The organism is Paenibacillus sp. PCH8 (assembly GCF_002968835.1).
Taxonomy (GTDB): Bacteria; Bacillota; Bacilli; order Paenibacillales; family Paenibacillaceae; genus Paenibacillus.
In genome coordinates this window covers 1121619-1145627 of the sequence record NZ_PKQK01000001.1, presented here as the reverse complement: position 1 = coordinate 1145627, position 24009 = coordinate 1121619, and the positions used below count along the sequence as shown (strand labels likewise).

Sequence of the window (24009 nt, the reverse complement as noted above, 5' to 3'; positions counted from 1 at the left end):
AAGGTTAATGGGTGGGCGGATTGGAGTCGCTCCCCGCATTTGCGTCATATGCTTACATAAAAACTTGCTTTTTAACGCTAAATAGGTTTTACTTAGGTTTGTTAATGGATATGTTATACGTAACGTTCCAGTTCGTAGGGGATATAAAGTGAATTTGTGTGAGAGGAAGTGTCTGCAGTGAGTACCTCGCTCAATTTGAAAATTGATAAAGAAAAGGTTAGAGAGATTCCTTTGGTGGACCTCGCCTTTATGGTGCTGAAAGCGGCAAATACGCCGTATTACTACCGTGATTTGATGAATGAGGTAGCGAAGCAACGTGGAATGAACGATGAAGAAATCAACGAATTTATCGCCCAGCTATATACCGAGATTAATATCGATGGTCGTTTCGCTTGTGTCGGTACGAGTCTGTGGGGATTGAAGCGCTGGTATCCGGTAGCTGGAACAGAAGATTCCATGACGGGTGCGAAGCGTCCGCGTATCATCAACGATGAAGACGATGATCTGGAAGATGAAGACTTCGGCGAAGAAGAGATCTATAACAGCGACGAAGACTTCGACAGCACGGATAGCGAGCAAGAAGAAGACGAAGAAGAAGAAGAGGAAGAAGACGAAGAAGACATCTTTGAAGAAGACAGCGAAGAAGAAGTGCTGGTCGAAGATGACGATTTGGAAGATGAAGACCTCGAAGAAGACGAAGAAGAGTCCGAAACTGAGGATGAATTTGACGACGATTCTGATAATCGGTAGTCATTTTTGACGTCTATAATTTACCCGTTTCCCCGACATAGTCAGCCTTGACAGCAGACGGGGTAACGGGTAAACTATTGCATGGGCTTATGAATGAGCGACAATATATTTATGTTTTTTATAGAGAGTGCCCCGTCCTGCGGGAGTACTTTTTTTTTGTATTTTTAGAGGCATAATTTTGCAAAATGATTTCTTTTCCGTATGCTCCCGGCCAACATTTCGTGGCCCGTTTTTGTATATCAAAAACACCAAATGGAACAGCAAGCTGATCTCGGTTTGGAGATAGGCATGAAATGACGGCGATCGGAATGTTTGCACCATCTTTGCTGTAGAACAACATGTTTTAATCCGTCTTCGCAAAAAAGAGCAGTTCGCAGATGCAGGGAATTTCTGCCATTGCTCTTTTTAACGATGATTACCTGGGAAACAGGTTACGATAACACCATATATCGCCTGAATTTCTGTACTTATATTAGGAGGGTAATAACAGTGACAAAGTATATTTTCGTGACGGGCGGAGTTGTGTCCTCCCTGGGCAAAGGGATTACGGCTGCTTCGCTGGGCAGACTGCTGAAAAACAGAGGACTTAAGGTAACGATCCAGAAATTTGATCCATACATTAACATCGACCCAGGGACAATGAGTCCTTATCAGCACGGTGAGGTTTTTGTAACGGATGATGGCGCGGAAACGGATCTGGACCTTGGCCACTATGAACGTTTTATTGATATCAACCTCTCCAAAAACAGCAACGTCACGACTGGTAAAGTATACTCTTCCGTCATCAGCAAAGAGCGACGCGGGGAATATCTGGGCGGCACGGTACAAGTCATTCCGCACATTACGAACGAGATCAAAGAGCGTGTATTCCGCGCTGGACGTGAAGCGGGTTCGGATGTTGTTATTACGGAAATTGGCGGAACAGTGGGCGACATCGAGAGTTTGCCTTTCCTGGAAGCTATTCGTCAGATCAAGAGTGATGTAGGTCGCGATAATGTGATGTATATCCATGTAACACTTATTCCTTACATCAAAGCTGCTGGTGAAGTGAAAACAAAACCAACGCAACATAGTGTTAAGGAATTGCGCAGCATCGGTATTCAGCCAAACGTGATCGTATGCCGTACCGAGTATGAGTTGTCTGATGACATGAAAGCCAAAATCGCTCTCTTCTGCGACATTGATGAGAATGCTGTGGTTGAATGTCGCGATGCAGACACCTTGTATCAAGTGCCTCTGAACCTGCGTGAAGAAGGCTTGGACGAGATCGTGGTAAATCACCTGAAACTGACTACTCCTGCACCGGATATGAGTGAGTGGGAAGGGTTGGTTGACCGGATCAACAAGTTGGAGCGTACGGTTGAGATCGCCATTGTAGGTAAATATGTAGCGTTGCATGATGCATACCTGAGTGTTGTGGAGTCCTTGTCTCATGCGGGATTTGCATCCAATGCAGATGTCAAAATTCGCTGGATTCATTCCGAAGATGTCACTGATGAGAACGTAGGCGACCTGTTGCATGGCGTTGGCGGGATTCTGATTCCTGGCGGATTCGGAGACCGGGGTATCGAAGGTAAAGTATCCGCAATCCGTTATGCTCGTGAGAAACAAATTCCGTTCTTTGGTATTTGTCTGGGTATGCAGGTTTCTGTTATTGAGTATGCACGTTCTATTGTTGGTCTGAATGGTGCGAACAGCTCCGAGATTAATCCGGCTACGGAATTCCCGGTGATTGATCTGTTGCCTGAGCAAAAAGATATCGAAAATCTGGGGGTACTATGCGCCTGGGTCTGTATCCTTGTAAGCTTCAGGAAGATTCTTTGGCGATGGCTTGTTACGATGACGAGCTGGTGTATGAGAGACACCGTCACCGGTATGAGTTCAACAATGAATACCGTGAAGCCATCGAAAAAGCAGGTCTGGTGATCTCGGGTACATCTCCGGATGGACGTCTGGTTGAGATCGTGGAGCTTCCAGGACACCCATGGTTCTTGGCGGTGCAATTCCATCCGGAATTCACTTCCCGTCCGAACCGTCCACAGCCATTGTTCCGTGAATTTGTGAAAGCTTCTCTGGAGAATGCAGAGAAATAATACATGTGTTTAATGATTATGTAATAGATATTGGGGATGTTCCTGGCAGCCATAGCGGAGGCCGGAACATCTCTTTTTTCTTTGCGTGAAAAGTAGGTCGAAATGGTTCTTGCCATTTTGAGAAGGTAGCAGGATTTTAATGGAAAAGGTAGAATACTTATCATGACGACTATGGGATAGTTATCCAGATCAGAAGATGTACATGCTTTCCTAATTCTAGGAGGTTACAGAGTGGAAGATAAAAAAGTTTTGATTGTTGATGACCAGAACGGTATTCGAATCCTGTTAATGGAAGTGTTCAGCAGTGAAGGATATAACACGTTTCAAGCACCTAACGGCAAGGTAGCGCTGGAGATAGTGAACAATGACAAGCCTGATCTGGTATTGCTCGATATGAAGATCCCTGGCATGGACGGCCTGGAAATCTTGAAGCATATTAAAGAAATTGATCCGGATATTAAGGTCATTATGATGACCGCTTATGGCGAACTGGACATGATCAAGGAAGCCACGGATCTTGGAGCGCTCATGCATTTTACGAAACCGTTTGATATCGATGAGATGCGAGTGGCCGTGAATATGCAGCTTCGTAATGGTGCCGCCAATAAATGCAGCTGAATCCTGTAGATACAGGATTTTTTTGCGTGTGGAGAACATAGAAGGTACTTGGTGGGCAAATAGGGTATTTCACTCTGTCATCCGGGGAATATTGGAAATGAAGACGTCATTATGCGGTGTCTATGAAAACTGTGCTGCATAGCACAGCATTTTTGCAAATGCTTGTTTAGTATTTGACATGGGATGTGGTATAATAAGGCCGTATGTGATTTCGGCTAAAAACCATAGACACAACCCAACACCCTAGGAGGATTGAAACCATGCCATTAGTATCTATGACAGACATGTTGAACAAAGCACTCGAAGGAAAATATGCAGTTGGTCAATACAACATCAATAACCTTGAGTGGACTCAAGCGATTCTTGGTGCTGCTGAAGAAGAGAAATCCCCGGTAATTCTGGGCGTATCTGAAGGTGCAGCACGTCACATGGGCGGCTTCTACACTGTAGTTAAAATGGTAGAAGGACTCATTCACGACATGAAAATCTCCGTTCCAGTTGCCATTCACCTGGACCACGGTTCAAGCTTCGACAAGTGTAAAGAAGCGATTGATGCTGGGTTTACATCCGTAATGATCGACGGTTCCCACCACTCCATCGATGAAAACATCGAAATGACTAAAAAAGTAGTTGAATATGCACATGCTAAAGGCGTTTCTGTTGAAGCCGAAGTTGGTACTGTAGGCGGACAAGAAGACGACGTTATCGGTGGTATCATGTACGCTGACCTTAATGAGTGTGTACGTATCGTTAAAGAAACAGGTATTGACACATTGGCTCCAGCTCTTGGTTCCGTACATGGTCCTTACCATGGCGAGCCTAACTTGGGCTTCAAAGAGATGGAAGAAGTTCGTGACGCGGTACAAGTTCCACTCGTATTGCACGGTGGTACAGGTATTCCTAAACACGACATCGACAAAGCCATTTCTCTCGGTACTTCCAAAATCAACGTAAACACAGAGAACCAAATTGTTTTCGCGAAAGTGGTTCGTGAAGTGCTTGCAGCTAAACCGGATGCTTACGACCCACGTACGTTCATCGTACCAGGCCGTGATGCAATCAAAGAAACTGTTAAAGGTAAAATCCGCGAGTTTGGTTCCAACAACAAAGCGTAATTTATCGATACCAGTTCCATACTGTGAAATGGAAGAACACCGCCTAGCCGGTGTCTTTCCATTTTCACACCTTATTTCTACATCGAAAGCCATCAGCACGTATTGCCGTTCATCGGCTGCAAAACACGTAGGGGGACATTAAGCTTTATGGAAAAATTGATGATTAGTGGCGGACGTCCGTTACAGGGAACTGTAACCATAAGCGGCGCCAAGAACAGCGCCATTGCGCTTATACCTGCAGCATTGCTTGCCGAGTCAGAGGTCGTGCTGGACAACCTGCCACTTTTAAGTGACGTAGCGGTTTATGCGGAAATTTTGGAGGAACTTGGAGCACATGTGACTTGGGAAGGTAGTCAGATGAAGATTAACCCTTCCGATATTAAATCCATTCCCATGCCAAATGGTCCCGTGAAGAAGCTTCGTGCTTCGTATTATATGATGGGAGCATTGCTTGGCCGTTTTAAAGAAGCAACAATAGGTCTGCCTGGGGGCTGTAATTTCGAGCCTCGTCCAATTGATCAACATATCAAGGGGTTTGAAGCGCTTGGCGCTACCGTAACAAACGAACATGGTTCCATTCATTTGCATGCCAAAGAGTTGCGCGGAGCAAAGATTTATCTGGATGTAAGCAGTGTCGGTGCAACCATTAACATTATGCTGGCGGCTACTCGTGCCAAAGGCTCTACAATTATCGAAAATGCGGCTAAAGAGCCTGAGATTATAGATGTAGCAACACTTCTGAATTCCATGGGTGCCATCATCAAAGGTGCAGGTACCGAAACGATCCGTATTGAAGGTGTTTCGGAGCTTAAAGGCTGCCGTCATTCCATCATTCCGGACCGCATCCAAGCAGGTACGTATATGATTGCTGCAGCGGCGACGCGCGGAGATGTTCTGATTGACAATGTCATTCCCAAACATTTGGAGGCTTTGACGGCAAAGCTGCTGGAGATGGGAGTTGGCATTGAGGAATTGGATGAAAGTATACGTGTCATTGGTAAACCGAGCTATAACCATGTCGATGTGAAAGCACTTGTGTACCCTGGTTTTCCAACGGATCTACAGTCACCAATGACCAGTGTGCTAACACAGGCAACGGGTGTGAGTGTTCTGAGTGACTTTGTATACAGTAATCGGTTCAAGCATGTGCCTGAGCTGGTACGGATGGGCGCAAAGATTCGTGTAGAAGGACGGTCAGCGATTATCGAAGGCAGTGCATTGAATGCTGCCAAAGTAAAAGCATCCGACCTTCGCGCTGGAGCAGCTCTGGTGATCGCAGGGCTCACCGTTAGTGAAGGTGTGACTGAAGTGACGGGAGTCGAATATATCGACCGTGGCTACGATCACTTGGTTACCAATTTGCGTCTGCTCGGTGCAGATGTATGGCGGGAAACCGATTGATACGGCAACAGAATCATGCGTGATTCGGTTAGTTGCGGGTTCGTTATAACTGAATTGCATAATCCTTCTGTAATTGGGCAAACCTGTTCTAATAGAGTTCTCAGCCTCTCCGGCATAAGACGAAATGTTCCTGTTTCCTTTACCGGAGGGTCTTTTTTTGAATCAAACTTCATATGGCTGTAAGAACATCATTTCTTTTCCTCAACCCCCGGTTTTGTTTGAACCTGCGCTCCATAGCCGGTTTGCCCGGATTGATCGCCTCAATGTATCGTGTTCACTCAATAGCGGATCATGCCGAATATGGTCTATCCCACCCGGAAACTTACACTCAAAGACAAGTATTTGCATTACAACGGTTACATTCCGTACAATGGACAGAAGAGATTGTGGCAGTCGCCGCTCTCTATAGCCGGAACATCTAGCGAAACTATCCATTTCACGGACTTATTAATTGAATAGGTGGTTATTATATGGATCTACAAATTACCGATCTGGAAGAAATGAAATTAACGGATCTCTACAAGCTGGCCAAAAAATATCAGATTCCCTACTATGGTACGTTAAAAAAGAAAGAATTAATCTTTGCCATATTACGTGCACAAGCTGAACAAAGCGGTCTGATGTTCATGCAAGGCGTACTCGAGATTTTACCTGAAGGTTACGGATTTCTCCGGCCAATTAACTACTTGCCAAGTACGGAAGACATCTACATCTCAGCTTCCCAGATTCGCAAGTTCGACCTTAGAACGGGTGACCTCGTGTCAGGTAAGTGTAGAACACCCAAGGAAAACGAGAGATACTTCGGTTTGTTGCAAGTCAATGCTGTAAATGGTGAGAATCCATCGGCGGCTGCAGAGCGACTTCACTTCCCGGCACTAACCCCACTGTATCCGCAGAAAAAGCTGGTTCTCGAAACAGCCCCCGACCATTTGTCCACACGAATTATGGATGTGCTCGCCCCAGTAGGATTGGGACAGCGTGGATTGATCGTAGCACCTCCCAAAGCGGGTAAAACGCTTCTCCTCAAAGAAATTGCCAACAGCATCTCAACTAACAATCCAGAAATTGAACTGTTTGTCCTGTTGATTGATGAACGTCCAGAGGAAGTAACGGATATGTCGCGTTCGGTTAAAGGGGAAGTTGTGGCTTCAACATTCGACGAACTGCCTGAGAACCATATCAAGGTGGCGGAGTTGGTACTTGAGCGTGCACTTCGTTTGGTTGAGGCCAAAAAAGATGTTGTTATCCTGCTGGACAGCATTACGCGTCTCGCCCGTGCGTATAACCTAGTTATTCCGCCATCCGGTCGTACACTTAGTGGTGGTATTGATCCAGCTGCATTCCATCGTCCGAAACGTTTCTTCGGTTCTGCCCGGAATGTGGAAGAAGGCGGAAGCCTGACCATCCTGGCAACGGCTTTAATTGATACCGGATCACGTATGGATGACGTCATTTATGAAGAGTTCAAGGGTACAGGTAATATGGAGCTTCATCTGGACCGTCGTCTGGCAGAGCGTCGCATATTCCCGGCGATCGATATTCGTCGTTCGGGTACGCGTCGTGAAGAAGTATTGCTCAGCAAAGAAGAATTGGATACGATTTGGACGATTCGTAAGAATATGAATGATTCCCATGACTTTGTCGAAGGTTTCCTGAAGAAACTTCGTAACAGCAAGACGAACGCAGAGTTTCTGGCGGCGTTTGATTCGGCTGGTAATAGTCCGACAAGTAATTCGGGGACAACAACAACTCGTCGTTCACCTAGACAGACGGCTACGTCGGGAACATCTACGTAGGCATCAAAGCATCAACAATGTGCTTTCACAGTTTAGCTGTGGAATTTGACAATATACTCGTCGTTAGGTTTAAGCCATTAAATGTGAGGAGAACATCATGTATTTAGTATACGCAGATGAAAAAGGTAATGTATTTGATCATCCTTCTCTGTACGGGCTTGCCCGTAGTGGAGATATGATCGTTGAGATTATGGAGGATGAGTTGATTCCTCTTCCAGACGGTGCAACGTTGGTTGGACTTCCGAGTACTCGTCCTATTGGTATGGACCCGGATACGGGGGAGATGCTGCCAATGCCTAGTGACACACAGGCTGTGGGTGCATTGCTTCCACAAGGATTCACTCGTTTGTGTCTCCCGGGTTATGTGAAGACGGATAAGGAGTATAAGTTGCCTTTGTTCGGTTATTCCGCGGTCGTCTGGAAAGATGGTGGATTCTATGTCACGGCCTCGAAGTCGGATAGTCCTGACCAATGGAACCCGCTGAACTGTGACCGTGACGATGTACTTACGGGGGTTAAGCGTTTGACCGAGCAATACCCGGAGAATCGCCTTTATACCCATCTGTCCAATTGTGCGCTCGGCTATGAATGTCTAACTTCGTCGAACACGTTCCTGAATCGTTGGGAAGGTGGAGTGCCGGTATCTTCCTCCTGTAATGCAGGCTGTTTCGGATGTATATCGGAACAACCGGATGACAGTGGCTTTGTTTCCCCGCAGACGCGAATGAACTTCCGGCCACGTGTGGATGAAATTGTGGAGGTAATGTTGGAGCACCTGAAAACACCGGAATCCATTATTAGCTTTGGGCAAGGTTGTGAAGGAGAGCCTTCCACACAGGCCAAGCTGATTATTGAAGCGATTCGTGAGGTGCGTTCCGTAACCGATATGGGTTATATCAACATTAATACTAATGCTGGTCTGAACGATCACATTAGAGGTATTGTAGACGCTGGATTGGATCTAATGCGTGTAAGTACAATCAGTGCTCTCGATGAACACTATAATGCCTACTATAAACCGCGTCGTTACACATTGGCTAATGTTGAGAAATCAATGAAATACGCCGCAGAACAGGGTGTATACACATCCATCAACTATTTGATCTTCCCGGGAGTAACGGATCGTGAGGAAGAGATTGAAGCGATGATCGAGTTTGCCCGTAGAACGGACTTGCGTTTGATTCAGATGCGTAATCTCAACATTGATCCGGAGAGTTATCTGGAGTTAATCCCTCCAGCTCAAGGTGATATCTTGGGTATGAAGCAGATGATCGAGATCTTTGAGGAAGAGTTGCCTGGCGTTGTGATCGGGTCTTATACTCATGTTCCACCTGCTGGCATGGCGCGCCCGAAACGGCTGATCACCTCCTGACAATAATGAATTGCAACCGGCATTAGGTCGTGTTATAATCTCTGAAGTTATGCCATTTACTCTGGGTCCACTTGAGGCTCAGGGCGGAAAGAGGTGAAAGGTAATGAAAGAAGCAATTCATCCTAATTACACGATTGGTGAAGTATCTTGCGCTTGCGGGAATACTTTTGAGACAGGTTCGGTTAAAGACGGACTTCGTGTAGAGATTTGCTCCGCGTGCCACCCGTTCTTCACAGGTAAACAGAAGTTTATCGATGTTGGCGGCCGTGTTGATCGTTTCAATAAGAAATACGGAATCTAATAGCTCAAATCCATGTGAATTGTCTACTAATTGCATCCAAACCACCCCTGTCGACCTGGCAGGGGTTTTATATGTTTATATAGGTATCGTTGTTTCCGGTTTCCTTCTGGTTGCAATTTGGATAACCTTACGTTATACTATTTCTTACCGTGCTAGATGGGGAGGTAGCGGTGCCCTGTAACTCGCAATCCGCTATAGCGAGGTTGAATTCCTGCTAGAGGTTTTGTCGATGTGAGGTTTGGTCCCTGTACGTGGTGTTGACGGTTGGGTCCTCCGCAATGAGTGCTCATGAACCTGGTCAGGTCCGGAAGGAAGCAGCCATAAGTGAGATTACTCTTGTGCCGGAGGATTGCCTAGCCCGAGCTATTGTTCAGGGGTGCCGCTTGGATCGCAATTATCGATAGCAGGTGCACGGCTTACTTTTAAAAATGTAGAGACCTTTGCAGTTATATGTATGCAGGGGTCTTTTTGATATGTCGTCAATAAAACAGTCATAAATGAGTCAGATAAAGTTTGGATTCACCCTGGAATATAGTATAATGGGGAGACGACAAAGGACTCGAATGCGAAGTGGAAGGAAGGTAACGCATCATGGAGCATATCGCGTTATACCGGGCTTGGCGCCCCCAGTCGTTTCAAGATATGGTGGGACAACAGCATATTATTCAAACCTTGCAGAACGCGATTCGTGAACAGCGGACTTCCCATGCCTACTTATTTAGCGGGCCCAGAGGAACAGGGAAGACGAGTGCTGCCAAGATTTTGGCTAAGGCTGTTAACTGCGAACGCGGGCCTGCGCCGGAGCCTTGTAACGAGTGTGAAGCTTGCCGCAGGATTACGTCTGGCGCTGTGATGGACGTGCAGGAGATTGATGCAGCATCCAATCGGGGCGTTGAGGAGATCCGAGATCTTCGGGAAAAGGTCAAGTATGCGCCAACCGAAGTAAGGCAGAAAGTCTATATTATTGATGAAGTGCACATGCTGACGACAGAGGCGTTCAATGCTTTACTCAAAACATTGGAAGAGCCGCCGCCACATGTGATGTTTATTTTGGCAACGACAGAACCACATCGCCTTCCAGCTACTATTATTTCGCGCTGTCAGCGATTTGATTTCCGCCGGGTTTCTCTGGAAGAACAGACAGCAAGGCTTACGCTGATTTGTGAACAGGAAGGCATGGAAGCTGACCAGGATGCACTCCAGTACATTGCCCGTTTATCGGATGGTGGAATGAGGGATGCGCTCAGTGTTCTGGATCAGATCTCTTCATTTACGGATGGACGAGTAACGTACCAGCAGGTTATGGATATGACCGGTGGTATTGCTTCAGAGCAATTCGCTATACTGGCTGCTTCGCTGCTCAAAGGGGATGTTGGCCATATTTTGCAGATGATTGAAGGCTTCATGCATGAAGGTAAGAGTGCAGACAAGTGCATGGAGAATTTACTGTATTATTTCCGTGATTTGCTTATGATTAAGATGGTGCCTGGTGCAGACAAACTGACGGACCGGGTGCTTAATCCGGAATCGTTCCGTGATATGGCGGAATCTTTCACCAAGGAACAACTGTTTCATATGATTGATACCCTTAATCGGTATCAGGGTGAAATGAAATATGCAGTACAGCCACAGACGTTATTTGAAGTCGCGTTGCTTAAACTCTGTAGTATTCCGGCACAAGGAGAGACCTCTGTTCAAGTGGGATCTTCATCCAATGCGACATCTGCTGATGGTGGAGAGATTAATCGTTTGAAGCAGCAGCTTGCCGAGTTGGAGAAGAAGTTGGATCGTGCGCTTAAAAGTGGATTGTCGGGTGGGGAGGCTGCATCGAGTGCCCCTTCGCGCCCAGCAACACGAGCACCAGTATCGAGAGGGAACTCGCCAGCGAAACTCCCTGCACAGCTTGATCAGTATGTTGCGCGTAAGGGAGCCCCTGAGTTCGCAGAGATTAGTAAGAAATGGAGTCAGATCCTGCAACGAGTGAAAGAAGAGAAGGTTACGGTTCATGCTTGGTTTATGGATGGTGAGCCGGTATCCTTGCTTGAAGACAACGTTCTGGTTGCTTTTAAAAACAACATTCACCGTGAAACGACGGAGAAACAGGCCAACCGCGAAGTCATTGAGCGGGTGTTGTCGGAACAGCTGGGGCGTTCGGCTCGACTGGTGACGATGATGCTCAAAGATTGGACCGGAGCGATCGAGGGAGTTTCTGAAGCTCCCAAGGAGGACTTTAAGCTTGAACTGGAGCATGAAGACGGCAGTTCAGGCAACAAGCAGCCTTGGATTGATGAAGCCATTCAGCTCTTTGGTGAAGACCTTGTAGTGATCAAAGAATAATGCGCATGGCGCGATAACCATAACAAAGGAGATGAACAATCATGAACAACATGAACCAAATGATGAAACAAGTGAAGAAAATGCAGGAGCAAATGCTAAAAGCGCAGGAGGAACTGGCGGACAAAACAGTTCAAGGTACTTCGGGTGGTGGTGTTGTAACAGCTGAGGTTAACGGACACAAAAAATTGCTTGCTATTACAATTAAACCTGAAGCGGTAGATCCGGAAGATGTTGAAATGTTGCAGGACCTCGTGATGACAGCGGTGAATGATGCGATGGCCAAGGCTGATGAGATTGCTAACAAGGATATGGGCAAGTTCACAGGCGGCATGAATATTCCGGGATTATTTTAGTTTAAATTGATCCTCTCAAAGGAGACACAGTCGATTGTATTATCCCGAACCGATAGCAAAGCTGATTGATGCCTTCACCCGTTTGCCGGGTGTGGGTCCCAAGACAGCGGCGCGTTTAGCTTTTCATGTGCTTAAAATGAAGGAAGATGACGTTATTGATTTTGCCAAAGCGCTCGTTAGTGTGAAGCGTAATCTTCATTACTGTTCTGTGTGTTGTAATATTACCGACACGGACCCGTGTCGGATCTGTCAGGATAAATCCAGGGATGTCTCTGTAATCTGTGTAGTTCAGGATTCGAAAGATCTGGTTGCCATGGAGCGCACCAAGGAATTTGATGGATACTATCATGTGTTACAGGGTGCGATTTCACCTATGGAGGGAATTGGCCCGGACGATATTCGTTTGAAGGAACTCCTGATTCGATTAAGTGATGAACGGATAAAAGAGATCATTCTGGCGACGAACCCCAATATTGAGGGTGAGGCTACAGCGATGTACATCTCCCGCTTGGTGCGTCCGTTTGAGATCAGTGTGACCCGGATTGCCCATGGATTGCCTGTAGGTGGCGATTTGGAGTATGCGGATGAAGTGACCCTTTCCAAAGCGCTGGAAGGGCGCAGGGAGATGCGCTAGTGTGTTTAATTTGTTTTAAGCACAGCACAACTTCCTGAGGGACTTTATTTTTAATTACGCTTCAGTTTGCCAAGAGAGCCTTAGGGCTCTCTTTTTTTTGTGAAGAAACGAAACATCCAAGTTCTAAGTTTGTCCTTTCCCTGATAAGTATGAGAATATGCTGCGCTTATCAGGAGGGGGAACGTTTATGTTTATGTGGGGAAATACACGGAACTCGGTAGAGAAACATAACAGAATATTGAAAGAGCTTGAGGCAGATCGGATCTATGCTGATGTTCAGATGGCGAAACAGGAATGGGAGCGGGCTATGATGCAGTTTGAAGATGCACAGGGGCAGGATGAGATTGATTATGCCATCTATGTATTGGAGGCGGCAGAACGAAAATATCAGATTCATTTGAAGAGAGCGAAGCAGGCAAGAGTTAATGATGATACTTCAACACAACGGCAGGTTAGCATGTAGACTCAGATTTACATTACGCGTGGAGGTGTTGGAGATGAAAAGTATTATTCTTGGGAGTATATTGGTTGTGTCAATGCTGGGACTTATTATTGTTCTATTCCGAAAGAGAATAGGGCTGTCATTTTTTACGTCATTCGGTATTCACCTGGTTCTGGCTGCAGTAGGGTTATATACCGTCAATTATTCGGGTTGGATTACCGGAACGTACATCCCGTTGAACCCTGCAACCATAGGGACTGTAACTGTTTTAGGATTGCCAGGGGTGGGGTTATTATTGGGACTGAAAATTTCTTTGTTTGGATAGTTGACTCATAGGATATTTATATGGTACATTATATCTCGTTGCTTTGCTTGCTTGGTTACATGCTTTTGATGAAATGAACGAGTTCATTACGAACATCGAAAAATTATTTCAAAAAAATACTTGACTGAAACAAACGAAGTATGATATATTATAAAAGTCGCCGCTGAGAGAAAATGGTGACGAAAATCAAGGTTTGATCTTTGAAAACTGAACAACGAGTGAGTTAACATTCTGCTTGCAGAATGAACGCGAAAGTTTGAAACAAGCCTTGGCTTGAATCGGCTGGAGCGCAAATGAGATTTTTAATCTCGTCAGATTCAAAATGAGCATATCGCTCTTTTCAAATACTTGAGATGATTTTTATAGCGTCTAACCACGCTACTGAAATTCATCTTTTATTGGAGAGTTTGATCCTGGCTCAGGACGAACGCTGGCGGCATGCCTAATACATGCAAGTCGAGCGGACTTGAAGAGAAGCTTGCTTCTCTGATGGTTAGCGGCGGACGGGTGAGTAACACGTAGGCAACCTGCCCTCAAGTTTGGGACAACTACCGGAAACGGTAGCTAATACCGAATAGTTGTTTTCTTCACCTGAAGGAAACTGGAAAGACGGAGCAATCTGTCACTTGGGGATGGGCCTGCGGCGCATTAGCTAGTTGGTGAGGTAACGGCTCACCAAGGCGACGATGCGTAGCCGACCTGAGAGGGTGATCGGCCACACTGGGACTGAGACACGGCCCAGACTCCTACGGGAGGCAGCAGTAGGGAATCTTCCGCAATGGGCGAAAGCCTGACGGAGCAATGCCGCGTGAGTGATGAAGGTTTTCGGATCGTAAAGCTCTGTTGCCAGGGAAGAACGCTTGGGAGAGTAACTGCTCTCAAGGTGACGGTACCTGAGAAGAAAGCCCCGGCTAACTACGTGCCAGCAGCCGCGGTAATACGTAGGGGGCAAGCGTTGTCCGGAATTATTGGGCGTAAAGCGCGCGCAGGCGGTCATTTAAGTCTGGTGTTTAATCCCGGGGCTCAACCCCGGATCGCACTGGAAACTGGGTGACTTGAGTGCAGAAGAGGAGAGTGGAATTCCACGTGTAGCGGTGAAATGCGTAGATATGTGGAGGAACACCAGTGGCGAAGGCGACTCTCTGGGCTGTAACTGACGCTGAGGCGCGAAAGCGTGGGGAGCAAACAGGATTAGATACCCTGGTAGTCCACGCCGTAAACGATGAGTGCTAGGTGTTAGGGGTTTCGATACCCTTGGTGCCGAAGTTAACACATTAAGCACTCCGCCTGGGGAGTACGGTCGCAAGACTGAAACTCAAAGGAATTGACGGGGACCCGCACAAGCAGTGGAGTATGTGGTTTAATTCGAAGCAACGCGAAGAACCTTACCAGGTCTTGACATCCCTCTGATCGATGCAGAGATGTATCTTTCCTTCGGGACAGAGGAGACAGGTGGTGCATGGTTGTCGTCAGCTCGTGTCGTGAGATGTTGGGTTAAGTCCCGCAACGAGCGCAACCCTTATATTTAGTTGCCAGCACTTCGGGTGGGCACTCTAGATAGACTGCCGGTGACAAACCGGAGGAAGGTGGGGATGACGTCAAATCATCATGCCCCTTATGACCTGGGCTACACACGTACTACAATGGCCAGTACAACGGGCTGCGAAATCGCGAGATGGAGCCAATCCCAACAAAGCTGGTCTCAGTTCGGATTGCAGGCTGCAACTCGCCTGCATGAAGTCGGAATTGCTAGTAATCGCGGATCAGCATGCCGCGGTGAATACGTTCCCGGGTCTTGTACACACCGCCCGTCACACCACGAGAGTTTATAACACCCGAAGTCGGTGGGGTAACCGCAAGGAGCCAGCCGCCGAAGGTGGGATAGATGATTGGGGTGAAGTCGTAACAAGGTAGCCGTATCGGAAGGTGCGGCTGGATCACCTCCTTTCTATGGAGAATCGTTTCCCGAGTGGAAACATTCAAATAAGCAGGTTCTTTAGAACCTGCACAGCGATTCATTTCGGTCCGTCACTTCGGTGTGGATGAAATGGAAAGCACAAGCAACTCACTCGTTGCTCAGTTTTGAGAGCTCAAACTCTCAAACGTTTGGTGGCGATAGCGAAGGGGTTCCACACGTTCCCATCCCGAACACGACCGTTAAGCCCTTCAGCGTCAATGGTACTTGGACCGCAGGGTCCTGGGAGAGTAGAACGCCGCCAAGCGTAACCCATTTTGGGTTCGAAATATAATATAATGTGGGCCCTTAGCTCAGTTGGTTAGAGCGCACCTCTGATAAGGGTGAGGCCGGTGGTTCGAGTCCACCAGGGCCCACCATTTTCACTTTTTCATTTTATATGGGGCCATAGCTCAGCTGGGAGAGCGCCTGCCTTGCAAGCAGGAGGTCAGCGGTTCGATCCCGCTTGGCTCCACCAATAATGTTTTACAAGTTTGTTCTTTGAAAACTAGATATCGAAACGAAAAATGCGAATTAGAACATTCCTTTAAGGGATGAATGTTTGTTTGGTTCAAGTAACCGATCAACAATCATCCTAGCTGATCTTGTGTAAACAAGTGAAGTGTTTATAAGGTAGATAATTGCTGTTGCGATGGTATCGAATGGGAGCGACTTTTGGCTTTGGACGTAGTCCAAAACAAGGGAAGCGAGCGGTCGAAACCGGAACAATATGGTTAAGCTACTAAGAGCACACGGAGGATGCCTAGGCGCTAGGAGCCGATGAAGGACGTGGCGAACAACGAAACTGCCTCGGGGAGCTGTAAGCAAGCTTTGATCCGGGGGTGTCCGAATGGGGAAACCCAGCTGGGGTAATTTCCAGTTACTCATAACTGAATACATAGGTTATGCAGAGGCATACCAGGGGAACTGAAACATCTAAGTACCCTGAGGAAGAGAAAACAATAGTGATTCCGTCAGTAGCGGCGAGCGAACGCGGAGAAGCCCAAACCAGAGAGCTTGCTCTTTGGGGTTGTGGGACGTCTCACATGGAGTTACAAAGGAACCGATTAAGCGAAGAGGTCTGGAAAGGCCCGCCAAAGAAGGTAAAAGCCCTGTAGTTGAAAGTCTGTTCTCTCCGAGACGGATCCCGAGTAGTGCGGGGCACGTGAAACCCCGTATGAATCCGGCAGGACCATCTGCCAAGGCTAAATACTTCCTAGCGACCGATAGTGAAGCAGTACCGTGAGGGAAAGGTGAAAAGCACCCCGGAAGGGGAGTGAAATAGAACCTGAAACCGTGTGCTTACAAAAAGTCAGAGCCCGTTTTAGGGGTGATGGCGTGCCTTTTGTAGAATGAACCGGCGAGTTACGTTCCCGTGCAAGGTTAAGGTGAAGAGCCGGAGCCGCAGCGAAAGCGAGTCTGAATAGGGCGACATAGTACGTGGACGTAGACCCGAAACCGGGTGATCTACCCCTGTCCAGGGTGAAGGTGCGGTAACACGCACTGGAGGCCCGAACCCACGCATGTTGAAAAATGCGGGGATGAGGTGGGGGTAGCGGAGAAATTCCAATCGAACTCGGAGATAGCTGGTTCTCCCCGAAATAGCTTTAGGGCTAGCCTCGGAAAACAGAGTCGTGGAGGTAGAGCACTGATTGGGTGCGGGGCCCGCAAGGGTTACCAAGCTCAGTCAAACTCCGAATGCCATAGACTTACTTCCGGGAGTCAGACAGTGAGTGCTAAGATCCATTGTCAAAAGGGAAACAGCCCAGACCATCAGCTAAGGTCCCCAAGTGTGTGTTAAGTGGGAAAGGATGTGGAGTTGCACAGACAACCAGGATGTTGGCTTAGAAGCAGCCACCATTGAAAGAGTGCGTAATAGCTCACTGGTCGAGTGACTCTGCGCCGAAAATGTAACGGGGCTAAACACGCCACCGAAGCTATGGCTTGATGCAATGCATCAGGGGTAGGGGAGCGTTGTATAAGGGTTGAAGGTGTACCGTAAGGAGCGCTGGACATTATACAAGTGAGAATGCCGGTATGAGTAACGAAAAGACAAGTGAGAATCTTGTCCGCCGAAAGCCTAAGGGTTCCTGAGGAAGGCTCGTCCGCTCAGGGTAAGTCGGGACCTAAGGCGAGGCCGAAAGGCGTAGTCGAAGGACAACAGGTCGAAATTCCTGTACCACCGTAAGCCGTTATGAGCAATGGGGGACGCAGTAGGGTAGTGACGCGGACTGATGGATGTCCGTCTAAGCAGTAAGGCTGATGTGTAGGCAAATCCGCACATTACTAAGGCTGAGCTGTGATGGGGAGCGAAAATTATAGTAGCGAAGGTCATGATCTCACACTGCCAAGAAAAGCCTCTAGCCAGGTGATGGTGCCCGTACCGCAAACCGACACAGGTAGGCGAGAAGAGTATTCTAAGGCGCGCGGAAGAACTCTCGTTAAGGAACTCGGCAAAATGACCCCGTAACTTCGGGAGAAGGGGTGCCCCGGTAGTGTGAATAGCACGAGGGGGCCGCAGTGAAAAGGCCCAAGCGACTGTTTAGCAAAAACACAGGTCTGTGCGAAGCCGTAAGGCGAAGTATACGGGCTGACGCCTGCCCGGTGCTGGAAGGTTAAGGGGAGTGGTTAGGAGCAATCCGAAGCTGTGAACCGAAGCCCCAGTAAACGGCGGCCGTAACTATAACGGTCCTAAGGTAGCGAAATTCCTTGTCAGGTAAATTCTGACCCGCACGAATGGCGTAACGACTTGGGCGCTGTCTCAACGAGAGATCCGGTGAAATTTTAATACCTGTGAAGATGCAGGTTACCCGCGACAAGACGGAAAGACCCCATGGAGCTTTACTGCAGCTTGATATTGAATTTGGGTACGATCTGTACAGGATAGGTGGGAGCCTTTGAAACGTGAGCGCCAGCTTGCGTGGAGGCAACGTTGGGATACCACCCTGATCGTATCTAGGTTCTAACCTGGTACCGTAATCCGGTGCGGGGACAGTGTCAGGTGGGCAGTTTGACTGGGGCGGTCGCCTCCTAAAGAGTAACGGAGGCGCCCAAAGGTTCCCTCAGAATGGTTGGAAATCATTCGAAGAGTGCAAAGGCATAAGGGAGCTTGACTGCGAGACCTACAAGTCGAGCAGGGACGAAAGTCGGGCTTAGTGATCCGGTGGTACCGCATGGAAGGGCCATCGCTCAACGGATAAAAGCTACCCTGGGGATAACAGGCTTATCTCCCCCAAGAGTCCACATCGACGGGGAGGTTTGGCACCTCGATGTCGGCTCATCGCATCCTGGGGCTGAAGTAGGTCCCAAGGGTTGGGCTGTTCGCCCATTAAAGCGGTACGCGAGCTGGGTTCAGAACGTCGTGAGACAGTTCGGTCCCTATCTGTCGTGGGCGTAGGAAATTTGAGAGGAGCTGTCCTTAGTACGAGAGGACCGGGATGGACGTACCGCTGGTGTACCAGTTGTTCCGCCAGGAGCACCGCTGGGTAGCTATGTACGGAAGGGATAAACGCTGAAAGCATCTAAGCGTGAAGCCCCCCTCAAGATGAGATTTCCCAGTATGTAAGACCCCTTGAAGACGACGAGGTAGATAGGCTGGGGGTGGAAGTGCAGCAATGCATGGAGCTGACCAGTACTAATCGGTCGAGGGCTTATCCAATATGCAAGTGATAAATCGCAAATTTCGTTTCGAATCTAGTTTTCAGGGAGCAATCCTTGAAATGATGTTGAAGATTGTTATTCGGAGAGATACCCAAGTGGCTATAAGGGGACCCTCTGCTAAGGGGTTAGACTGCGTAAGCGGTGCGAGGGTTCGAATCCCTCTCTCTCCGCCATCTTTACCTAAGATGGACAAGCAATCAAGACACAATTAATGTGGCGGTGTAGCTCAGCTGGCTAGAGCGTACGGTTCATACCCGTAAGGTCGGGGGTTCGATCCCCTCCGCCGCTACCATATTACCCAGGAGGCTTAGCTCAGCTGGGAGAGCATCTGCCTTACAAGCAGAGGGTCGGGGGTTCGATCCCCTCAGCCTCCACCATATACGCCGGTGTAGCTCAACTGGTAGAGCAACTGACTTGTAATCAGTAGGTTGGGGGTTCAAGTCCTCTCGCCGGCACCATTAATGCATGGAACCGTGGTGTAGTTGGCCTAACATGCCTGCCTGTCACGCAGGAGATCGCGGGTTCGAATCCCGTCGGTTCCGCCATTAATCTTAAAAATTAAATAAGGCTCGGTAGCTCAGTCGGTAGAGCAGAGGACTGAAAATCCTCGTGTCGGCGGTTCGATTCCGTCCCGAGCCACCTTTAATCCTGGAGGATTAGCGAAGCGGCCAAACGCATCAGACTGTAAATCTGCTCCCGTACGGGTTCGGTGGTTCGAATCCATCATCCTCCACCAGTTTTATGAGTCATTAGCTCAGTTGGTAGAGCACCTGACTTTTAATCAGGGTGTCGAAGGTTCGAGCCCTTCATGACTCATCGTATAGTAAAGAGTAATTAATCATAATTTGATTAATTACTCTTTTTTTTGTTTTTGAAATTGAAGTATTCACCTGATAACACATAAATAAGCTGGTAAAAGACGATGCTGTGCAAGATATGATAAAATAGTAGAAAACATGCAGAGTGGTGGCGTTCATTATATGAAGCTCATACCTGATTTAAAACAACAAATTGAATTAATTATAGGCATAACTCTGGACGCATATGAGATTACAATAGAAGAATGGAACCAATCGGTGGCGAATCTGGTTGGTTTTAATGAGGATCGAGAGAGCCTTGTTAATGATGATAGAAGCCAGGGACTCCCTGATCAATCTAAATCCCCAAGTTCATTATCTGATGTGATCAGTCTCAATACGGGAGAGCGTATATTTTTTAAAGTTCACATGAATGAGAAAGAAGAGAACGTCGTGTGTTGGGGATGTGCTGAGAGGTCAATTACCTTGGAAACAAAGCGATTCATTGAGCTTTTGATTCGAAGTAATACGAGACTGACTGCTGAGGCAGAGCCCGTTATATATGAGAATGATAGAGAGCAACAATTAACGGAATTAGGACTGTGGCTTAAACAGCAGATAGAACATCCAGGCAAGCAGGAATCGGTGCCTAATCGTTATGTATTGGCAGCAGAATTGAATGCTGAGAAGATTCTGTTCTTGCTGCAAGGGGACACACCTGATGCACACCGTGTACGGTCCAAAGAACTCAATAAGTTGCTTGAGAGTTACTTTGGCGAAGAAATTGTATTCATCCCCTTAGGAGAGCAAGAATGGATTTTCATGGGGGCTACAGAGATTGTTACAGGAGAAGCCGAGGAAGACACAGCAGAGGCCAGAAAGGATTCACTGAATGCTTTTTGTCTAGGTTTGCATGAATTAGTTTCCAGTGAGTGGGCTGGTGTGTTCCATCTGTCCGCATCTCTGCCATGCATTCCTGCACAACAACTCGTATCGGTCACAGCTCTTCTTGAAGAAAGTGTGCACTTGGGGAGATCATTCCATGTTACGCAGCATATTCATCTCCCATGGGATCTACATCTGGAACGGTTGGTAGCGAGTATTCCAGAAGAACAACGTACACGTTTCATACAGGAAACAGGCAAAGATACCTTGATCTTCAATGACAGTGAAACGCTTGCTACGATGGAGACTTTTTTTAGCCTGGATTGTAATGTCAGCGAGACAGCCAAACGACTTTTTATTCATCGTAATACGCTGGTGTACCGTCTGGACAAGATCAAACAGGAGATTGGCTATGATGTAAGGAACTTCGAAAGTGCTGTTCTGGTGCAGTTTTTACTGCTTATGTACAAAGTGACGAAAAAGCTTTGATATTTTTGTGCAGTTTGCGAATAGTCAAACCTCATGAAGATAGGGTATTATAAAAATACAAATTGTATTCGATTACAAAATGATCTCTGAGGAGGCAACAATCATGGCTGGAGTACGTTTAGAGCATATTTTCAAAAAATACCCGGGTTCTGATAAAGCAACTGTAGTTGACATTAACCTGGACATTAAAGATAAAGAATTTCTGGTACTGGTAGGTCCGTCCGGTTGTGGTAAATCAACAACACTGCGTATGATCGCAGGCCTTGAGGAAATTTCTGAAGGTAAACTCTATATCGGTGACCGTGTCGTTAATGATGTTGCACCTAAAGACCGTGATATCGCGATGGTATTCCAATCCTATGCCTTGTATCCGCATATGAGCGTATATCAAAACATGGCGTTTGGTTTGAAATTGCGTAAGGTTAAAAAAGACGAGATCGACAAACGTGTACGTGAAGCAGCTAGAATCCTGGATATCGAGCATTTGCTTGAGCGTAAACCTAAGGCATTGTCCGGTGGTCAACGTCAGCGTGTCGCTCTGGGACGTGCGATCGTCCGTGATCCACAAGTTTTCTTGATGGATGAGCCTCTGTCCAACTTGGATGCCAAACTTCGTGGTCAAATGCGTGCTGAGATCACTAAACTTGCGAAACGTTTGGAAACAACTGTTATCTACGTAACGCATGACCAGATTGAAGCTATGACGATGGGTGATCGGATCGTTGTTATGAAGGATGGTATCATCCAACAGGCAGCTTCTCCGGAAGAACTGTATAACCTTCCGGCTAACTTGTTCGTAGCTGGTTTCATCGGTTCCCCGACAATGAACTTCATCTCGGGTAAACTGGCTGAACAAGGTGCTAACATGCACTTCATAGCTCCAGGCGTGGACGTTGAAATCCCGCAAGGTAAAGCACAAGTGCTGAAATCCAGAGGGTACATCGGCAAAGAAGTCATTCTGGGTGTTCGTCCAGAAGACATTCACGAAGAGCCTGTATTCTTGGAAGCATCCCCGAACTCTGTATTCTCTACACACGTAGATGTAACAGAGAACTTGGGTCACGAAATGCTCCTCTACTTGAGCGGTGTAGGTAACGATACTACAATCGCACGTGTAGACGGACGCTCTAACACTCGAGATGGTTCGACAGTGAAAATGGCCATTGACATGAACAAGGTTCATATCTTTGACAAAGAAACTGAAGTGAACGTACTTCTTCAAGACTAATATTATTGAGATTCCTCGGTGACGATGGAATCAATCAAATAACGCAATTATACAATGTACTCAGAGCCCCTTCCGTTTTAGCTGGAAGGGGCTTTTTTGAAGATTATTGAATTTATAAGTTTTCAGCGGAGCTGAAGAATTCGTTAGTCGCATTAAAAGTAACCACTAAACCACGAATGTAGCATCCTCGATAGTGCCTTTGATCAGAAGACTCTTCTTACTAATGGTTGGGAGAGGCCACGATTGCATTCAGCCCGGAATTCATTTAAGATTATTTGAAGGTCTGTCCTCTCGGAATTAGGAGAATTGCTGCTCTAGGGATGCGGCCTGTACTAATGATGTGAATGCGCTAATAATGGAAAGAAATGATACTCGATCTGATGTACATAGAAGGACAGCGAATGCTGAAAGGAAGAGACAAATGGCTAAAAAAGTGAAAGTATCCGAATTGGCACAGCAGTTTCAGATGGAGGTTGTTTCTGGATCTCAAGGACTGAAAAGAGTCATTACGGTAGATGATCTGAACCGTCCTGGTCTAGAAATGGCCGGTTATTTTGAATACCATCCACAAGAACGGGTACAACTGCTTGGAAGAACCGAGTTGGCCTTCTTTGCAATGTTACCCGAGCAGGACCGGCGTGATCGCATGCAACGTCTATGCACAGAAGAGACGCCGTGTATCGTTGTAACGCGTGGCCTTGAAGTTCCACAAGAGCTGATTGACATCAGTGAAGAACAGAATCTGGCTGTACTCCGCAGCAACATGGCGACAACGATTCTATCCAGCCGTATTACGGGATTTTTGGAGAGTAAATTGGCACCTACTGCAACCATTCATGGTGTATTGTGTGATGTCTATGGCGTAGGTATGCTGATTACAGGTAGTAGCGGTATTGGTAAGAGTGAGACAGCTCTTGAACTGGTTAAGCGTGGTCACCGACTGATTGCTGATGATGCGGTAGAAATCCGCCAAACATCAGACTTTCAGCTACACGGCACCGCACCTGAATTGATCCGTCATTTGCTCGAAATTCGAGGTGTCGGTATTATCAACGTCATGACGTTGTTCGGAGCTGGAGCAGTACGGAATAACAAGCGGATTACACTGGTTGTACGTCTGGAAGCATGGCAGCAGGACAAGCAATATGACCGTCTGGGCTTGGATGAAGAGACGACACGTATCATTGACACGGATGTACCTCTTGTCACAATCCCGGTGCGTCCAGGGCGAAACTTGGCTGTTATCATTGAAGTGGCAGGTATGAACTACCGTCTGAAACAGATGGGTCTTAATGCAGCACTGCAATTCACGAACAAGTTGACAGCAACCATCTCGGAAGATATGGAAGATAATGATTAAGAAGCATAAAGTGAAATCGAGGTGAATGGTTGACGTGTACTGCTTCTCTGGAGGGGCAGGCCATGCCAACCATTCGTCATGCGTGCGATCGAGTGAATT

General features: G+C 47.2%; 15 protein-coding genes, 10 tRNA genes, 3 rRNA genes, 1 other RNA gene and 1 pseudogene. All 30 read left to right on the top strand.

The window, feature by feature from the left end; all coding sequences use genetic code 11:
- Positions 1-177: 177 nt before the first annotated feature.
- The 30 genes and pseudogenes from rpoE (at position 178) to hprK (ending at position 23910) form a co-directional block, all read left to right on the top strand.
- Positions 178-750 carry a DNA-directed RNA polymerase subunit delta gene (rpoE, locus tag C0Q44_RS05120; RefSeq protein ID WP_105406309.1) on the top strand — a complete coding sequence of 191 codons (573 nt, stop codon included), beginning with the start codon at positions 178-180 and terminating at the stop codon, positions 748-750.
- 489 nt (positions 751-1239) lie between these two features.
- A pseudogene (locus tag C0Q44_RS05115) lies at positions 1240-2843 on the top strand (CTP synthase).
- 231 nt (positions 2844-3074) lie between these two features.
- Positions 3075-3461, top strand: a complete 387-nt coding sequence (locus C0Q44_RS05110) for a response regulator (protein ID WP_076334180.1) — start codon at positions 3075-3077, stop codon at positions 3459-3461.
- A gap of 260 nt (positions 3462-3721) precedes the next feature.
- A complete protein-coding gene (gene fba, locus C0Q44_RS05105) occupies positions 3722-4576 on the top strand; it encodes a class II fructose-1,6-bisphosphate aldolase (RefSeq protein ID WP_105406308.1) in 855 nt (284 codons plus the stop codon).
- A 147-nt stretch (positions 4577-4723) separates the two neighbouring features.
- Entirely contained in the window at positions 4724-5977 is a 1254-nt protein-coding gene (locus C0Q44_RS05100) for a UDP-N-acetylglucosamine 1-carboxyvinyltransferase (RefSeq protein WP_105406307.1), read from the top strand.
- Positions 5978-6447: 470 nt separating this feature from the next.
- Entirely contained in the window at positions 6448-7773 is a 1326-nt protein-coding gene (gene rho, locus C0Q44_RS05095; RefSeq protein ID WP_105406306.1) for a transcription termination factor Rho, read from the top strand.
- 97 nt (positions 7774-7870) lie between these two features.
- Entirely contained in the window at positions 7871-9145 is a 1275-nt protein-coding gene (locus C0Q44_RS05090) for a radical SAM family protein (RefSeq protein WP_105406305.1), read from the top strand.
- Positions 9146-9248: 103 nt separating this feature from the next.
- Entirely contained in the window at positions 9249-9446 is a 198-nt protein-coding gene (gene rpmE / locus C0Q44_RS05085; RefSeq protein ID WP_105406304.1) for a 50S ribosomal protein L31, read from the top strand.
- 147 nt (positions 9447-9593) lie between these two features.
- Positions 9594-9861, top strand: an RNA gene (gene ffs, locus C0Q44_RS05080) — signal recognition particle sRNA large type.
- 176 nt (positions 9862-10037) lie between these two features.
- Positions 10038-11783, top strand: coding sequence for a DNA polymerase III subunit gamma/tau (gene dnaX / locus C0Q44_RS05075; RefSeq protein WP_105406303.1), 1746 nt, complete (start codon positions 10038-10040; stop codon positions 11781-11783).
- 41 nt (positions 11784-11824) lie between these two features.
- The gene (locus C0Q44_RS05070) at positions 11825-12136 is read left to right on the top strand and encodes a YbaB/EbfC family nucleoid-associated protein (protein WP_036607248.1); all 312 of its coding nucleotides are present in this window, start codon (positions 11825-11827) and stop codon (positions 12134-12136) included.
- A gap of 34 nt (positions 12137-12170) precedes the next feature.
- Positions 12171-12770: a recombination mediator RecR gene (gene recR / locus C0Q44_RS05065; protein ID WP_017691283.1), complete on the top strand. Its 600-nt coding sequence runs from the start codon at positions 12171-12173 to the stop codon at positions 12768-12770.
- A 187-nt stretch (positions 12771-12957) separates the two neighbouring features.
- Complete coding sequence (locus tag C0Q44_RS05060) at positions 12958-13233, top strand: YaaL family protein (RefSeq protein ID WP_258166177.1); 276 nt, start codon at positions 12958-12960, stop codon at positions 13231-13233.
- Between the two features lie 34 nt (positions 13234-13267).
- Positions 13268-13537: a pro-sigmaK processing inhibitor BofA family protein gene (locus C0Q44_RS05055; protein WP_105406302.1), complete on the top strand. Its 270-nt coding sequence runs from the start codon at positions 13268-13270 to the stop codon at positions 13535-13537.
- A 395-nt stretch (positions 13538-13932) separates the two neighbouring features.
- Positions 13933-15485: ribosomal RNA gene (locus tag C0Q44_RS05050) — 16S ribosomal RNA — on the top strand.
- 157 nt (positions 15486-15642) lie between these two features.
- Positions 15643-15759 (top strand): 5S ribosomal RNA (gene rrf / locus C0Q44_RS05045).
- A gap of 35 nt (positions 15760-15794) precedes the next feature.
- A tRNA-Ile gene (locus tag C0Q44_RS05040) sits at positions 15795-15871 on the top strand.
- Positions 15872-15893: 22 nt separating this feature from the next.
- Positions 15894-15969 (top strand) — tRNA-Ala (locus C0Q44_RS05035).
- 254 nt (positions 15970-16223) lie between these two features.
- Positions 16224-19149 (top strand): 23S ribosomal RNA (locus C0Q44_RS05030).
- The 16S, 23S and 5S rRNA genes sit together here with 10 tRNA genes alongside, the layout of an rRNA operon.
- Before the next feature lie 83 nt (positions 19150-19232).
- A tRNA-Ser gene (locus C0Q44_RS05025) sits at positions 19233-19324 on the top strand.
- Positions 19325-19366: 42 nt separating this feature from the next.
- Positions 19367-19443, top strand: a tRNA-Met gene (locus C0Q44_RS05020).
- 9 nt (positions 19444-19452) lie between these two features.
- Positions 19453-19528: transfer RNA gene (locus tag C0Q44_RS05015), tRNA-Val, on the top strand.
- Between the two features lie 5 nt (positions 19529-19533).
- Positions 19534-19609 (top strand) — tRNA-Thr (locus tag C0Q44_RS05010).
- A 9-nt stretch (positions 19610-19618) separates the two neighbouring features.
- Positions 19619-19696 (top strand) — tRNA-Asp (locus C0Q44_RS05005).
- Between the two features lie 21 nt (positions 19697-19717).
- Positions 19718-19790: transfer RNA gene (locus C0Q44_RS05000), tRNA-Phe, on the top strand.
- 11 nt (positions 19791-19801) lie between these two features.
- A tRNA-Tyr gene (locus tag C0Q44_RS04995) sits at positions 19802-19887 on the top strand.
- Between the two features lie 7 nt (positions 19888-19894).
- Positions 19895-19967: transfer RNA gene (locus C0Q44_RS04990), tRNA-Lys, on the top strand.
- A gap of 140 nt (positions 19968-20107) precedes the next feature.
- The gene (locus C0Q44_RS04985; protein WP_105406301.1) at positions 20108-21322 is read left to right on the top strand and encodes a PucR family transcriptional regulator; all 1215 of its coding nucleotides are present in this window, start codon (positions 20108-20110) and stop codon (positions 21320-21322) included.
- A gap of 103 nt (positions 21323-21425) precedes the next feature.
- Positions 21426-22550 (top strand): ABC transporter ATP-binding protein, encoded by a 1125-nt coding sequence (locus tag C0Q44_RS04980; protein ID WP_105406300.1) that lies wholly within the window; start codon positions 21426-21428, stop codon positions 22548-22550.
- A gap of 421 nt (positions 22551-22971) precedes the next feature.
- Complete coding sequence (gene hprK, locus C0Q44_RS04975; RefSeq protein ID WP_105406299.1) at positions 22972-23910, top strand: HPr(Ser) kinase/phosphatase; 939 nt, start codon at positions 22972-22974, stop codon at positions 23908-23910.
- The last annotated feature ends 99 nt before the right edge of the window (positions 23911-24009 follow it).